The organism is Streptococcus sp. HMSC062D07 (assembly GCF_001814215.1).
Taxonomy (GTDB): domain Bacteria; phylum Bacillota; class Bacilli; order Lactobacillales; family Streptococcaceae; genus Streptococcus; species Streptococcus infantis_I.
Genome location: NZ_KV815330.1, coordinates 70418 through 84815, shown reverse-complemented (window position 1 = coordinate 84815; position 14398 = coordinate 70418). Strand labels below are relative to the sequence as shown.

At 38.7% G+C, this 14398-nt stretch carries 14 protein-coding genes; all 14 read left to right on the top strand.

Annotated elements, in window-relative coordinates; translation table 11 throughout:
* Positions 1 to 88: 88 nt before the first annotated feature.
* A complete protein-coding gene (locus tag HMPREF2957_RS05310; RefSeq protein ID WP_070677951.1) occupies positions 89 to 3187 on the top strand; it encodes a pilus expression-regulating Snf2 family helicase in 3099 nt (1032 codons plus the stop codon).
* A 46-nt stretch (positions 3188 to 3233) separates the two neighbouring features.
* Positions 3234 to 3827 (top strand): divisome accessory protein ZapJ, encoded by a 594-nt coding sequence (locus tag HMPREF2957_RS05305; RefSeq protein WP_070677949.1) that lies wholly within the window; start codon positions 3234 to 3236, stop codon positions 3825 to 3827.
* Between the two features lie 11 nt (positions 3828 to 3838).
* Complete coding sequence (murC, locus tag HMPREF2957_RS05300; protein ID WP_070677946.1) at positions 3839 to 5173, top strand: UDP-N-acetylmuramate--L-alanine ligase; 1335 nt, start codon at positions 3839 to 3841, stop codon at positions 5171 to 5173.
* An 8-nt stretch (positions 5174 to 5181) separates the two neighbouring features.
* The gene (locus tag HMPREF2957_RS05295) at positions 5182 to 5697 is read left to right on the top strand and encodes a GNAT family N-acetyltransferase (RefSeq protein WP_070677944.1); all 516 of its coding nucleotides are present in this window, start codon (positions 5182 to 5184) and stop codon (positions 5695 to 5697) included.
* On the top strand, positions 5694 to 6188 hold the full coding sequence (locus tag HMPREF2957_RS05290; RefSeq protein ID WP_036753537.1) for a GNAT family N-acetyltransferase: 495 nt from the start codon (positions 5694 to 5696) through the stop codon (positions 6186 to 6188). The genes HMPREF2957_RS05295 and HMPREF2957_RS05290 overlap by 4 nt, the downstream gene beginning before the upstream one ends.
* Positions 6189 to 6270: 82 nt before the next feature.
* Positions 6271 to 7938 (top strand): endolytic transglycosylase MltG, encoded by a 1668-nt coding sequence (gene mltG, locus HMPREF2957_RS05285; protein ID WP_004252405.1) that lies wholly within the window; start codon positions 6271 to 6273, stop codon positions 7936 to 7938.
* 76 nt (positions 7939 to 8014) lie between these two features.
* The gene (gene greA, locus HMPREF2957_RS05280; protein ID WP_004252406.1) at positions 8015 to 8497 is read left to right on the top strand and encodes a transcription elongation factor GreA; all 483 of its coding nucleotides are present in this window, start codon (positions 8015 to 8017) and stop codon (positions 8495 to 8497) included.
* A gap of 81 nt (positions 8498 to 8578) precedes the next feature.
* Entirely contained in the window at positions 8579 to 9952 is a 1374-nt protein-coding gene (locus HMPREF2957_RS05275) for an amino acid permease (RefSeq protein WP_070677942.1), read from the top strand.
* A 98-nt stretch (positions 9953 to 10050) separates the two neighbouring features.
* A complete protein-coding gene (locus HMPREF2957_RS05270; protein WP_070677940.1) occupies positions 10051 to 10461 on the top strand; it encodes a GNAT family N-acetyltransferase in 411 nt (136 codons plus the stop codon).
* A gap of 148 nt (positions 10462 to 10609) precedes the next feature.
* On the top strand, positions 10610 to 10819 hold the full coding sequence (locus HMPREF2957_RS05265; RefSeq protein ID WP_001107501.1) for a helix-turn-helix transcriptional regulator: 210 nt from the start codon (positions 10610 to 10612) through the stop codon (positions 10817 to 10819).
* Complete coding sequence (locus tag HMPREF2957_RS05260; RefSeq protein ID WP_070677938.1) at positions 10809 to 11297, top strand: DUF6773 family protein; 489 nt, start codon at positions 10809 to 10811, stop codon at positions 11295 to 11297. The genes HMPREF2957_RS05265 and HMPREF2957_RS05260 overlap by 11 nt, the downstream gene beginning before the upstream one ends.
* A 107-nt stretch (positions 11298 to 11404) precedes the next feature.
* Positions 11405 to 12865, top strand: a complete 1461-nt coding sequence (locus HMPREF2957_RS05255; protein WP_070677936.1) for a nicotinate phosphoribosyltransferase — start codon at positions 11405 to 11407, stop codon at positions 12863 to 12865.
* Positions 12862 to 13686: an ammonia-dependent NAD(+) synthetase gene (nadE, locus tag HMPREF2957_RS05250; RefSeq protein WP_070677934.1), complete on the top strand. Its 825-nt coding sequence runs from the start codon at positions 12862 to 12864 to the stop codon at positions 13684 to 13686. The genes HMPREF2957_RS05255 and nadE overlap by 4 nt, the downstream gene beginning before the upstream one ends.
* A 145-nt stretch (positions 13687 to 13831) precedes the next feature.
* Positions 13832 to 14374, top strand: coding sequence for a GNAT family N-acetyltransferase (locus tag HMPREF2957_RS05245; protein ID WP_070677932.1), 543 nt, complete (start codon positions 13832 to 13834; stop codon positions 14372 to 14374).
* The last annotated feature ends 24 nt before the right edge of the window (positions 14375 to 14398 follow it).

Below are 14398 nucleotides of genomic sequence, written 5' to 3'. Positions count from 1 at the left end.
ACTAGCCTTTTAGGAGAAAGTACTCCTAGAAGGCTATTTTCATAGACAGAAATGTGGTATAATTAAGAGATAAAGTAAAGGGGACACTATGGCTAAATTGATTCCAGGAAAGCTTCGAATGGAGGGAGTGGAACTCTATGAAACTGGTCAGATTGAAATCATTAAAGAACAAGACCATCGCATCTATGCGCGTGTAGCAGATGAAGAGATTCGCTATAGTTTGGATGATGATTTGATTTTTTGTGCATGTGATTTTTTCAAAAAAAGAGGTTACTGTGTTCATTTGGCGGCATTGGAATATTATCTGAAAAATGACCAACTAGGGCAAGAAATCTTACTCAATCTAGAGGCTAATCAGGAAGAAAAGGAAACTGTTGAGACACAAGTGACTTTCGGAGGGAAATTCTTGGAGTCTATCCAAGCATCTAGTCAGTCTGACCTCTATCAGCTTTCTGCTCAAGGGCAGGTGGAAGCAGGAACCAATCGCATTATCTGGACTTTAAGAATTGGTCTTTCTCAGCAAGATAAGTTTTATGTGATTAGGGATATCCCTCTTTTCTTAAAAGTCATAGAGTTTTCCAAACCTTACATGATAGGAAAGCATTATGAGCCTTCATTAAGACTTGAACAATTTGATAAAGCTAGTCAAGAAGTCTTAAATTTCTTATTAGGTTTGGTTGAAGAGAAGATTGACTACAATATTTTTTTCCCAAATCAAGGACGACATCTCTATTTTCCTAAAACCTTTTTTGAGCAGGGGGCTAGTCTACTGATGGGATTAGTTGCCTTTCAATTTGACCATCAGCTTTCGACATATCATCATCTTCTCTTCCAAGACTTTGATGGCCAAGCAGGTTTGTTTTCATTTAGAATTGAAGAAAAATCCAACTATTTTGAAATGGAAGTCTTCGAACAGGCAGGGCTTAATTTCTTTTACAGGGGACAAGTATTATTCTACAAGGGGAATTTTTTCCTGATGACGAAAAAACAGGCTAGTTTATTAGATGCACTTAGAAAAGTTCCTTTAGACAATGGTGGCAGAAAGATCTTACAGTTTGATACTCGTGATCGAGACCTTTTAGCTTCGAACTTGTCGCAGTTTAAATGCCTAGGAAAAGTAGAAGCTCCTGATTCACTACAAATCCAATCCTTCCGTCCGTCTTTTTACATGGATCGTGAAGAGGATGGTTCTATTCGATTAGATATGCAATTTCAATATGAAACTTGCCTAGTAACCAATCGTAATGAACTAGAGAACCTCCCTTTTGCTAGTGATATTCAACTGGAAAAACAGATTTTTCAGTTGGCCTTATCTGCGGGGTTTGAAGCGGATTTTCGTTCATGGCGTCAAAGTTTGAAAGTTGAAGCAGTCCATACATTCTTTCAGGAAGTATTACCAGCCTTTGCAGCACTTGGAGAATTAAAGATTTCTGAGAGTTTGCAAGATCTTTATCAGGTTCAGAAACCTCAAATTCATATCTCATCCAAGGGAAGTCTTTTAGAAATTCAATTTGATTTTCAGGATATTGATCAAGAAGAAATCAATCGAGCAATGAAAGCTCTCGTTGCCAAGCAGGACTATTATATTAGCTCGTCTGATCAGGTCTATTATTTTGATGAACAGACAAAACGTATTCGACAAGATTTAGAGGAATTAGGAATTGATGAGATAGAGAGTACTGCTTTCCAGGCTCGCAAGTCTTTGGCTTATACCTTATCTCATCTGTTTAAGGACAAGGATCAAGTTACTTTTACTGATGAATTTCGTCATTTGGCGCATCATTTAACGCATCCTGAGGATTTTCCGATGAAGTCCCTAGATATTCGAGCCCAACTCAGGGATTATCAGAAAAAGGGGATTCAATGGCTTCAGATGTTAGACCATTATGGATTTGGTGGAATTTTAGCTGATGATATGGGACTTGGAAAAACCTTACAAGCCATCGCCTTTTTAAGTAGCCAACTTCAGGAGAATAGCCGTGTCTTGATTCTTGCTCCATCTGGCCTCATTTATAATTGGGCTGATGAATTTAAAAAATTTGCACCGAATTTGGATGTGGCTGTCGTACATGGATTGAAACCTTATCGCGAGACTATTTTAGCAGAAAAACATCAGGTCTATGTGACCAGTTATGCCACTTTCCGTCAGGATAGTGAAATCTATCGAAATTTATCTTTTGATTTTCTATTTCTAGATGAAGCCCAAGTGATGAAAAATGCCCAAACCAAAATTGCTAAGATTTTGAGAAAGTTTGTGGTTCCATCGGTTTTTGCTCTTTCCGGAACACCAATTGAAAATAGTTTAGGGGAATTATGGTCTATCTTTCAGATTGTATTGCCAGGACTTTTGCCAGCAAAAAAAGACTTTATGAAATTGCCTGCTGAGAGAGTGGCACAGTTTATCAAACCATTTGTCATGCGTCGAAAAAAAGAGGATGTTCTTACAGAGTTACCTGATCTGATAGAAGTCGTTTATAAAAATGAACTGGAGGACCAGCAAAAAGCTATCTATCTAGCTCAACTTCAACAGATGCAAGAGCGTTTGGGACAAGTGACCGATGCAGAATTTCAACGAAATCGAGTTGAAATTTTAACAGGACTCATGCGTCTTCGCCAGATTTGTGATACTCCAGCTCTATTTATGGAGGATTATAAGGGAGATAGCGGGAAGCTTGATAGTTTACGAGATCTGCTAAGTCAAATTGCTGAGGGAAATCATCGTGTACTCATCTTCTCTCAATTTAGGGGAATGCTTGATCGGATCGAAAAGGAGTTGCCTCAGCTTGGCTTAACTTCCTTTAAGATTACTGGCTCTACACCATCACAGGAGCGTCAAGAAATGACCAAGGCTTTTAACCAAGGTGAGCGCGATGTGTTTTTGATTTCTCTAAAAGCTGGTGGAGTTGGTCTCAATCTTACTGGTGCGGATACAGTTATTCTGGTAGATTTATGGTGGAATCCGGCAGTTGAATCGCAGGCTATTGGCCGGGCCCACCGTATGGGACAAGACCAAGCTGTTGAGGTTTATCGTCTGGTAACCAGAGGCACAATCGAGGAGAAGATTCAAGAGTTGCAGGAACAGAAAAGAAATCTGGTATCAGAAGTATTGGATGGAACAGAGTCTCGTGGAAGTCTCACACTTACTGAAATTCAAGAAATATTAGGAATTTCTGAAGCCAAGACTTGAAAAATCAAGACTTTACGCTATAATGGAGTATTGAAAGGAAATAAAAATGAAGCTAGAACGATTTCCAATAGTGTCAGATGATGAAATTATGCTGACAGAGATGCCATTTATGAATTTATATGATGAGTCGGATCTCATTAGTAATATTAAGGGAGACTACCAAGATAAAAACTACTTGGAATGGTCGCCAATTACTACTGAAAAAAAGTCATCGACTAAGGCGCCAGAGAAACTGACTGAAAATAAGGAAAAATCCTACGCTGAACTTGCTCGTGAGGAAGCTAGAGCTGATTTGAAACGAAAACGTTCAGCAAAGTATTTGACACAAGATGTTAGTTTTACAAAACGCCATAAATCTTCAAATAATGTAGTAAGACAGGCAAATCAGCCAACAGCTCCTTTCCAAAAGGAAAATCCTGGTGAGCTTGCCAAATATAGTGACAAATTAACTCAGAGCCATTATATTTTGGCTGAAATAGCTCCACAGATGCAGGAGACAAGCAAAGAAGAGTATCTTGGACCAAAGAGAAATAATTATGATTTTTTAAAGAAAAGCCAGATTTATAACAAAAAAGAAAATCAATCAGAAAAAGTGCGTAAAATTGCTCAAGAGTTGAACTTGACAAATATGACAGAGTAAAGGGGAAAAAGATGGCAAAAACCTATCATTTTATCGGAATTAAAGGATCAGGGATGAGTGCCTTGGCCTTGATGTTGCACCAAATGGGGCATAAGGTCCAAGGATCTGATGTAGAGAAATACTACTTTACACAACGTGGCTTAGAGCAAGCAGGAATCAAAATTTTGCCTTTTGATGAGAACAATCTTCAAGGGGATATAGAAATTATCGCTGGGAATGCCTTTCGTCCAGATAACAATGTTGAAATTGCTTATGCAGACAAGAATGGACTAAGCTATAAACGTTATCATGAATTTCTTGGTAGCTTTATGCGTGACTTTATCAGCATGGGTGTTGCCGGAGCACACGGTAAGACTTCAACAACAGGTATGCTTTCTCACGTTTTGTCACACATCACTGATACAAGCTATCTAATTGGAGATGGTACAGGTCGTGGTTCTGAGAATGCCAAGTATTTTGTCTTCGAATCAGACGAGTACGAGCGTCATTTCATGCCATATCACCCAGAGTACTCTATTATTACTAATATCGACTTTGACCATCCTGACTATTTCACAAGCTTAGAGGATGTCTTCAACGCCTTCAATGATTATGCTAAACAAATCAGTAAAGGTTTGTTTGTCTATGGTGAAGATGCTGAGTTGCGTAAGATTACATCTGATGCTCCAATTTACTATTATGGTTTTGAAGCAGAAAACAATGACTTTGTAGCAAGTGACTTGCTTCGTTCTACTACTGGTTCAACCTTCACAGTTCACTTCCGTGGTCAAGAATTGGGTCAATTCCACATTCCAACTTTCGGACGCCACAATATCATGAATGCAACAGCAGTGATTGGTTTGCTTTATACTGCTGGCTTTGACTTGAATTTGGTGCGTGAACACTTGAAGACTTTTGGAGGAGTGAAACGTCGCTTTACAGAAAAGATTGTCAATGACACTGTCATCATCGATGATTTTGCGCATCACCCAACTGAAATTATCGCAACTCTAGATGCTGCACGTCAAAAGTACCCAAGCAAGGAAATCGTTGCTATTTTCCAACCGCATACTTTTACTCGTACAATTGCTTTGTTGGATGATTTTGCACAAGCTTTGAACCAGGCTGATGCAGTTTACTTAGCACAAATCTATGGATCTGCTCGTGAAGTTGATCATGGTGATGTTAAGGTTGAAGATTTAGCAGCCAAGATTGATAAAAAACATCAAGTTATCACAGTTGAAAATGTGTCTCCGCTCTTAGACCATGACAATGCTGTATACGTATTTATGGGAGCAGGTGACATTCAATCATATGAATACTCATTCGAACGTCTCTTGTCAAATTTGACAAGTAATGTTCAGTAAGGAACACCATGGAATTTCCAATTAAAATAAGGGAAGTTCAGCAATCTGATATCGAGCAGGTTTGCTTGATACAGGAGAGTACTCAAAACTTCCAAGAAACATTTAATAGAGAAATAATAGAAGAACGTATCCGTAATTTTGCGGATACGTTTCTCTTAGCTAGTTTAGATGATCAGGTGATTGCTTATATTTCAGCGATAGATTTTGCTACATCCTCAGTAAGTAGATGGATAGTAGAGATGGCAGATGGAGAAGCTATTAGTAATGAAAATCTTGTGATTGATGCTTTATCTGTTCATCCGAATTATCAAGGGCAAGGATTTGGAACCTTGTTGCTCGCAGCCATGAAACAAGTTGCTCTTCAACAAAATAGTCCAGCTATTTATCTGGTCTGTAAAGATGAATTGCTATCTTATTTTGAGATGAATGAATTTATAGAGCAAGGAATAGTAGATCTGGGAGTCGGAAATAAAGTTGATTTTCTCATGTGTTGGATGAATCCCTTTTATCAGGAGGAACTATGATTATTCGACAAGCTAGACTGAGTGATTTAGACCGTATTTTAGAGATTGAATTAGAGAATTTTTCAATTGAAGAAGCCATACCTCGATCTGTCTTTGAAGCACATTTAAAGGAAATAAAAACGAGCTTTCTAGTGGCTGAAAAAGAGGGGGAGATACTTGGTTATATCGAAGGACCAGTAGTCCCTCATCGTTATTTACAAGACCAGTCTTTCACTGAAGAAATAAAAGACCACAGTCATAAGGAAGGTGGTTATATATCTGTGACTTGTCTTTCGATAGCAAAAAAAGCTCAATCTCTAGGACTAGGGAAAAAACTCCTGACCGCATTGAAAGAAGTGGCTCTTAAGCACGAACGAGAGGGGATCAATCTGACCTGTCATGACTACCTTATTGAATACTATGAGAAGCATGGTTTTGTCAATGAAGGAAAGTCTAAGTCCCAATTTGCAGGAGAAGAATGGTATGATATGGTCTGGGAAAACAAGAATTAGTGAGTAGAAAGGCTTCTAAGGTTGCTTTTCTTTAGTTTTTAAGATATAATATTAAGGATTATCAACAAGGAGGTAAATACCTTTGAGCGAAAATTCAAATGAAGAAAAGTTGAGTTTTAAAGAGCAAATTTTGCGAGATTTAGAACGACTAAAAAAAGAGGCAAATGAAGTTGAACAAACGGATGATCTTTTTTCAACTTTAGCAAAATCTTCTGAAGCAACTTCAGAAAAAAAGGAACCAAGTATTTCGGAAGAGGAGTTGATTGCAAAATCAGTTGCAGCTGTTGATCAATTGATTGATAATGCCCCAACTGTTCCTGAGCGTCCTGTTCTTGTAGAAGAAGTTCCAGAAGAAGCTGCAGAGGAAGTACAAGAAGAAATTCCAGAAGCAGTACAAGAGGAAGTAGTTGAGTCATCTCAATCAATTCCGGAAAAAGAAGAAAATAATTCAATTCCAACTAGAGTTTCAGTTTCTTATCGTGCATTCGATACTGTTCCAGAAAAAGAAACAGTAAACCTTGCGTCACACAAGGAAGAATTGACAAGTCAAGAAGCTACTGAAGAAGCAGACCTTCCTAGAAGAAGTCGGAGAGAGTCTGCGAAACCAGCTAAGAAAAAGAAAAAATCCCACTTGAAAGGATTTTTAGTCACAGTATTGGTATTGCTGATCCTACTTGGTGCTGGTGGTTTCTTTGGACTTCGCTATGCTGAATCAGCCTTGCAACCAGTGGATCCAAGTTCTAAACAATATATGACTGTTCAGATTCCAGATGGATCTAATGCTCAAGAAATTGGTTCAACGTTGGAAAAATCTGGTGTCATTAAAAATGGTTTGATCTTTACACTTTATGTCAAGTATAAAAACTATAATGAATTAAAATCTGGTTATTATAATCTTCAAAAGAGTATGAGCGTTGAAGATATCATTAAAGAGTTGCAAAAGGGTGGTACACCTGAACCTCAAGAGGTTACACTTGCAAGCTTGACTATTCCAGAGGGATATACTTTAGAGCAAATTGCTCAAACTATTGGGCAACTTCAAGGCAACTTTAAGGAACCTTTGACAGCGGAAGCATTTTTGGCTAAAGTTCAAGATGAGACCTTTATTGCTCAAGAGGTTGCCAAATATCCAAACCTGCTTGCAAGCTTGCCAGCCAAAGATAGTGGTGTTCGTTACCGTTTAGAAGGTTATCTTTTCCCTGCGACTTTTACAATCAAAGAAAGTACAACTGTTGAAAGTTTAATTGATGAAATGCTAGCTGCAATGGATAAAAACCTATCTAGTCACTATGCTACAATCAAAGAAAAGAACTTAACAGTGAATGAACTCTTAACAATTGCCTCTCTTGTTGAGAAAGAAGGAGCAAAAACAGAGGATCGTAAGTTGATTGCTGGTGTATTCTATAATCGTTTGAACCAGGGTATGCCACTTCAAAGTAATATTGCCATCCTTTACGCAGAAGGTAAACTTGGTCAAAATATCAGTCTTGCTGATGATGCAGGTATTGATACAACAATCAATTCCCCATATAATGTTTATACAAACCTTGGCTTAATGCCTGGGCCAGTTGATAGCCCTAGCTTGGATGCTATCGAATCAAGTATCAATCAGACAAAGAGTGACTATCTCTACTTTGTAGCCAATGTTCAAGATGGTAAGGTTTACTATGCCACAACATTGGAAGATCATGACAAAAATGTTCAAGAACATATTAATGGTAAATTAAACAAATCAAATAGCACAAACTAAAATTATGTGGTTTTCCACATAATTTTGCTTTAAGAAAGTAAATTTTATTGAAACAATCAAAAGAAAGTTGAGAAAAATGGTAGAAAAAACTTATCCAATGACATTGGAAGAAAAGGAAAAACTCGAAAAAGAATTAGAAGAATTAAAATTAGTACGTCGTCCAGAAGTCGTAGAACGTATCAAGATTGCTCGTTCATACGGTGATTTGTCAGAAAATAGTGAGTATGAAGCAGCTAAGGATGAACAAGCCTTTGTTGAAGGACAAATATCAAGCTTGGAAACAAAAATCCGTTATGCAGAAATCGTTAATAGCGATGCAGTCGCTCAAGATGAAGTTGCCATTGGAAAAACTGTAACCATCCAAGAAGTTGGAGAAGACGAAGAGGAAGTATACATTATCGTTGGTTCAGCTGGTGCAGATGCTTTTGCAGGTAAAGTATCAAATGAAAGCCCAATTGGTCAAGCCTTGATTGGTAAGAAAACAGGTGATATTGCTACAATCGAAACACCTGCTGGAAGCTATGATGTTAAGATTTTAAAAGTTGAAAAAACAGTTTAATAGGATAGAGAAGAAGGAGTAGATATAGGGAAAACGCTTCCATCGCTCCTTTTCTTCATTTTAAAAACTTGAGGAGACTAGATGAATTCAGAAAATAAACATAAAAAGAAAAGTAAAATGGAGCGTGGATTAACAAACCGCCACGTTCAGGTTATGGCCATTGCGGGAACAATCGGGACTGGACTATTTTTGGGAGCTGGTCGGTCTATCAGTTTAACTGGACCTTCGATTGTCTTGGTATATATGATTACGGGTGGCTTTATGTATCTCATGATGCGTGCTATTGGAGAAATGTTGTACCAGGACCCAGAGCAACACACCTTTATCAATTTTATTACACGCTATCTTGGAAAGGGCTGGGGATATTTCTCGGTTTGGTCTTATTGGTTATCAGTAGTCTTTATTGGTATGGCTGAGATTACAGCAATCGCTCACTATGTTCAGTTTTGGTTTCCGTCTTGGCCATCTTGGTTGATTCAGGTTGTCTTTTTAACAATTTTAGGATTGGTCAATCTGATTGCAGTTAAAATATTTGGTGAAGTGGAATTTTGGTTTGCCATGATTAAAATTGTGGCCATCCTTGCCATGATTGCGACGGGTATTTTTATGGTCTTGACTGGCTTTGAAACTCCTTATGGATCAGCAAGCCTTGTCAATATCAGTGAGCAATTCTCCCTTTTCCCAAATGGAGGAATGAACTTTGTTATGGCCTTTCAAATGGTTTTCTTTGCTTACTTGATGATTGAGTTTATCGGCGTTACCACATCTGAAACCAAAGATCCTCGAAAAGTCTTGCCTAAGGCTGTTAAGGAAATTCCTTTGCGAATTATCTTCTTCTACGGTGGGGCTTTGCTTGCAATCATGTCTATTATTCCTTGGCGTGAGCTTTCTGCGACAGATTCACCATTTGTAACGGTATTTGAACTTGTTGGCCTTAAGTGGGCAGCAGCCTTGATTAACTTTGTTGTTTTGACTTCCGCTGCGTCAGCCTTGAATTCAACCCTTTACTCAACAGGTCGTCACTTGTACCAAATTGCCCATGATTCACAAAATCGTTTCTTGAAAGCTATTAAGGCAGATACACTTTCACGCCACAACGTTCCTCAGAATGCTATCATTGCTTCTGCGGTATTGATTGGTCTTGCAGCCTTTATCAATGTACTTCCTGGCGTATCAGATGCCTTTGCTTTGATTACGGCTTCTTCATCAGGTGTTTATATCGCCATCTACATCTTAATCATGGTGGCCCATCTTAAGTATCGCAAGTCAAAAGACTTTATGGCAGATGGCTATCTCATGCCCCAATATCGCTTGCTAAATCCTCTGACTATGCTCTTCTTCATCTTTGTATTCGGAACTCTCTTTTTACAAGAATCAACTGTAATGGGAGCCAGAGGTTCAGCTATCTGGATTGTTGCTTTTGGTATTTATAGCCAATGGAAATTTAGAAAATAAGTTATAAACTCATCAACTTAGGTTGATGAGTTTTCTAGTTTGACAGCTCTTGGTAATAAGACTATAATCAAGCTATAAGTATCTTCGAGGAGGTTTGGATGCAGGTAAGATTGGAAAATATAGAGTCTCAGAAATCGCAAATTATAGGAGACTTGATTCGCTCCTATAATCGTTCCAAAAGAGAAGTTGCTGAAAGCGAGCCACTTAATCTGTATATTGAAGATGAACATGGTGAGATCATGGCTGGATTAGTAGCAGAGACTTTCGGGAATTGGTTAGAAATTGAGTATTTGTTTGTGAAGGAGGACATACGAGGACAAGGAATCGGATCCCAACTATTGCACCAAGCAGAGAGTGAAGCTAAAAAGAGAAACTGTCGCTTTGCTTTTGTGAATACTTATCAGTTTCAAGCGCCAGCCTTTTATCAAAAGCAGGGCTACAAGGAAGTCTTTACCTTAAAAGATTATCCCTGCACTGGACAAAGGCACTATTATCAAAAAGATTTGTAAACAGAGAACTCTCTATCATGTAAGTGGTAGAGTTTTTTGTAAAAAAAATCCCACAAAATGACAGATATATATTTCATAATGTAAAATATATGATATAATAAAGGTGAAAAAAGAAGCGCGACTTTTAAAATTAAGGAGGAGGTAACAAGTGGCTAAGAATTTAAAATTAAAGTTAGCTCGAGTGGAGCTTGACATGACACAAGGTGATTTGGCAGAAGCTGTGGGTGTCACTAGGCAGACTATCGGTTTGATAGAAGCTGGAAAGTACAATCCTTCGCTTTCACTTTGCCAATCCATTTGCAGGTGTTTAGGTAAAACGCTGGATCAATTATTTTGGGAGGAAGAAGATGAAAAATAAATTTTATTATTATCAATTACTAGACGAAAGAGAAGAACAACTGATGAATAAAGCATGGGCAGAGAGTTTTCATATCTCTATCGGATTGTTGTTTCTAGCTTATATCATATCGGTGTTAGCACCAAGCCTTTTTACTCCCAGCATGCTTCTCGTAATTATCATCATAGGGAATTTTTACTTTTTCAACCGTGCTCGAAGTCTAGGTGTAACCTATTATAGTCGTTTTCATTTTACAATTTTAGGATGCCTATTATTAACTCTAGTGATTACAGCTAGCTTGATGCTACAAAACTATCAGTTCAATATCGAAATTTACCAGCACAACCCTTTACATTTTAAATACATTTATGCTTGGGTCATTACATATCTCCTTTATCTTCCTTGGGTCTTTATTGGTAATCTCGGCCTTAAGAGTTATGGAGAATGGGCTCAGAAAAAGTTTGAACAGGATATGGATGAACTTGAGAGTATGGAATAGCTTGTTAGCTTTTTCTCCATCTTGGTAAAATGTGTTATAATAGTACTAATTTATGAGAAAAGAAGAAATATTTTCTTCTTTTTACAAATAAGGAAGAAGGACAGTATATGTACCCAGATGACAGTTTAACATTGCACACAGATTTGTATCAGATTAACATGATGCAGGTTTACTTCGACCAAGGAATTCATAACAAGAAAGCAGTTTTTGAAGTTTATTTCCGCCAACAACCGTTTAAAAATGGTTATGCTGTTTTTGCAGGTTTGGAACGCATTGTGAACTACCTAGAAAACCTGCGCTTTTCTGATAGCGATATAGCTTATTTGGAGTCACTTGGTTATCATGGTGCCTTCCTGGAATATCTCCGTAATCTCAAGTTAGAGTTGACGGTGCGTTCTGCTCAAGAAGGGGACTTAGTATTTGCTAATGAACCGATTGTTCAAGTGGAAGGACCTTTAGCGCAGTGTCAATTGGTTGAAACAGCTCTTTTGAATATTGTTAATTTTCAAACCTTGATTGCGACCAAGGCAGCTCGTATTCGCTCGGTCATTGAAGATGAGCCTTTGATGGAGTTCGGTACACGTCGTGCGCAAGAGATGGATGCAGCTATCTGGGGAACACGTGCGGCTGTTATTGGTGGTGCCAATGGAACTAGTAATGTACGTGCAGGTAAGCTCTTTGGTATTCCGGTTTTAGGAACTCATGCTCATGCTTTAGTTCAAGTTTATGGCAATGACTATCAGGCTTTCAAGGCTTATGCCTCAACTCACAAAAACTGTGTCTTCCTAGTGGATACCTACGATACTCTTCGCATCGGTGTTCCAGCAGCAATTCAGGTTGCGCGTGAACTCGGTGACAAGATTAATTTCCTTGGTGTTCGTATTGACTCTGGTGATATCGCCTATATTTCTAAAAAGGTTCGTCAACAACTGGACGAGGCAGGATTTACTGATGCTAAGATTTATGCATCCAATGACCTTGATGAAAATACCATCCTTAACCTCAAGATGCAAAAAGCTAAGATTGATGTTTGGGGTGTAGGAACTAAGCTCATTACAGCCTATGACCAACCAGCTCTAGGAGCAGTTTATAAGGTTGTTGCCATTGAAGATGAAAATGGTCAGATGCGCAATACTATCAAACTCTCTAGCAATGCTGAAAAAGTTTCAACTCCAGGTAAGAAACAAGTTTGGCGCATTACCAGTCGTGAAAAAGGAAAATCTGAAGGTGATTATATTACCTATGACGGCGTTGATGTGTCAAGTATGACTGAACTCAAGATGTTCCACCCAACCTATACTTATATCAAGAAAACTGTCCGCAATTTTGATGCAGTTCCTCTCTTGGTGGATATTTTCAAGGATGGAAAACTAATCTATGATTCACCGAGTCTACCTGAAATTCAAGCTTATGCTCGCAAGGAATTTGATAAGCTTTGGGATGAATACAAACGTGTTCTTAACCCACAACATTATCCAGTAGACTTAGCGCATGATATTTGGCAAGATAAGATGGACTTGATTGACAAGATGCGTAAGGCAGCTCTAGGTGAAGGAGAAGAAGAATGAGTTTGCAAGAGACCATTATCCAGCAATTAGGGGTTAAACCTGTCATCGACCCTCAAGAAGAAATCCGTCGTTCCATTGACTTTCTAAAAAGATATTTGAAGAAACATCCCTTCCTTAAAAGTTATGTATTAGGAATTTCTGGTGGTCAAGACTCGACTTTAGCTGGTCGCCTTGCCCAACTAGCTATAGAAGAAATGCGAGCTGAAACCGGTGATGATTCTTATAAATTTATAGCAGTTCGCCTGCCTTATGGAATTCAAGCAGATGAGGATGATGCCCAAAAAGCCCTAGATTTTATCCAGCCAGATGTGAGTTTGGTGGTCAATATCAAGGATTCTGTAGATGCAATGGCAGCGGCAGTAGAGGCTACTGGTAGTCCAATGTTAGACTTTAATAAAGGGAATATCAAGGCTAGAAGCCGGATGATTGCCCAATATGCACTCGCAGGAGCTCATAGCGGAGCAGTTATTGGTACTGACCATGCTGCAGAAAATGTCACAGGTTTCTTTACCAAGTTCGGTGACGGCGGTGCAGATATTCTTCCTCTCTATCGCCTCAATAAACGTCAAGGAAAACAACTATTGATAGAGCTCGGAGCTGATCCTGCTCTCTATGAAAAAGTACCGATTGCCGATCTAGAAGAAGAAAAACCAGGTATTGCAGATGAAGTAGCCTTGGGAGTCACTTACAATGAAATCGATGATTACCTCGAAGGTAAGCAAGTCAGCCCAGAAGCGCAAGCAACCATTGAAAAATGGTGGTACAAAGGCCAACACAAACGCCACCTACCAATCACTGTCTTTGATACGTTTTGGGAGTAAAAACCTCCGGGGGAGGTTTTTATCCCGAGTCTAGAAACAGGAGAACGAGGAAGGTCCGGGACCCTCTCACCTAGAAATAAGAAAGCGAAGAAGGTCCAGTGGACCTTTTTAGCTTGGGCATTCAAATAGAAAGCGAGTTACGATTATGAAACCACTAGGTACACAACCTATAGAAACTGAACGATTGATCTTGAGGAGATTTGTGGAAGGTGATGCTGAAGCCATGTTTGATAATTGGGCTTCACGCTCAGAAAATCTGACTTATGTGACTTGGAATCCACACCTGAATGTCGAACAGACTAGAAATTCTATTGGCAATTGGGTAGCATCCTACGACAATCCTAACTATTACAAATGGGCCATTTGTCTCAAAGATAATCCAGACTATGTCATTGGAGATATTAGTCTGGTCAGTGTGGATGAAGAAAAGTCTAGCTGTGAGATGGGATATATCTTAGGGATGGACTACTGGGGACGAGGACTCATGACAGAAGCCTTGAAGGCAGTTTTATCATACTGTCTAGATGAAATTGGATTTGAAGAGGTTGATGCTTGCTATGCAAGTTTAAATCCTGCCTCTGGTCGTGTGATGGAAAAGGCGGGTATGACTTTTTGGAAGACGATTCCTAATGCAGTTGAACGAAAAGGTTATATAGCTGATAAAATTTATTATCAAACCAAAAAATAAGATGGAAAAGAATAACTTTTCCAT

What these genes read in the sequence shown, in the direction of transcription:
- HMPREF2957_RS05310 (WP_070677951.1), top strand. Translation starts at nt 89, where the DNA reads ATGGCTAAATTGATTCCAGGAAAGCTTCGAATGGAGGGAGTGGAACTC.
- HMPREF2957_RS05305 (WP_070677949.1), top strand. Translation starts at nt 3,234, where the DNA reads ATGAAGCTAGAACGATTTCCAATAGTGTCAGATGATGAAATTATGCTG.
- murC (WP_070677946.1), top strand. Translation starts at nt 3,839, where the DNA reads ATGGCAAAAACCTATCATTTTATCGGAATTAAAGGATCAGGGATGAGT.
- HMPREF2957_RS05295 (WP_070677944.1), top strand. Translation starts at nt 5,182, where the DNA reads ATGGAATTTCCAATTAAAATAAGGGAAGTTCAGCAATCTGATATCGAG.
- HMPREF2957_RS05290 (WP_036753537.1), top strand. Translation starts at nt 5,694, where the DNA reads ATGATTATTCGACAAGCTAGACTGAGTGATTTAGACCGTATTTTAGAG.
- greA (WP_004252406.1), top strand. Translation starts at nt 8,015, where the DNA reads ATGGTAGAAAAAACTTATCCAATGACATTGGAAGAAAAGGAAAAACTC.
- HMPREF2957_RS05275 (WP_070677942.1), top strand. Translation starts at nt 8,579, where the DNA reads ATGAATTCAGAAAATAAACATAAAAAGAAAAGTAAAATGGAGCGTGGA.
- HMPREF2957_RS05270 (WP_070677940.1), top strand. Translation starts at nt 10,051, where the DNA reads ATGCAGGTAAGATTGGAAAATATAGAGTCTCAGAAATCGCAAATTATA.
- HMPREF2957_RS05260 (WP_070677938.1), top strand. Translation starts at nt 10,809, where the DNA reads ATGAAAAATAAATTTTATTATTATCAATTACTAGACGAAAGAGAAGAA.
- HMPREF2957_RS05255 (WP_070677936.1), top strand. Translation starts at nt 11,405, where the DNA reads ATGTACCCAGATGACAGTTTAACATTGCACACAGATTTGTATCAGATT.
- nadE (WP_070677934.1), top strand. Translation starts at nt 12,862, where the DNA reads ATGAGTTTGCAAGAGACCATTATCCAGCAATTAGGGGTTAAACCTGTC.
- HMPREF2957_RS05245 (WP_070677932.1), top strand. Translation starts at nt 13,832, where the DNA reads ATGAAACCACTAGGTACACAACCTATAGAAACTGAACGATTGATCTTG.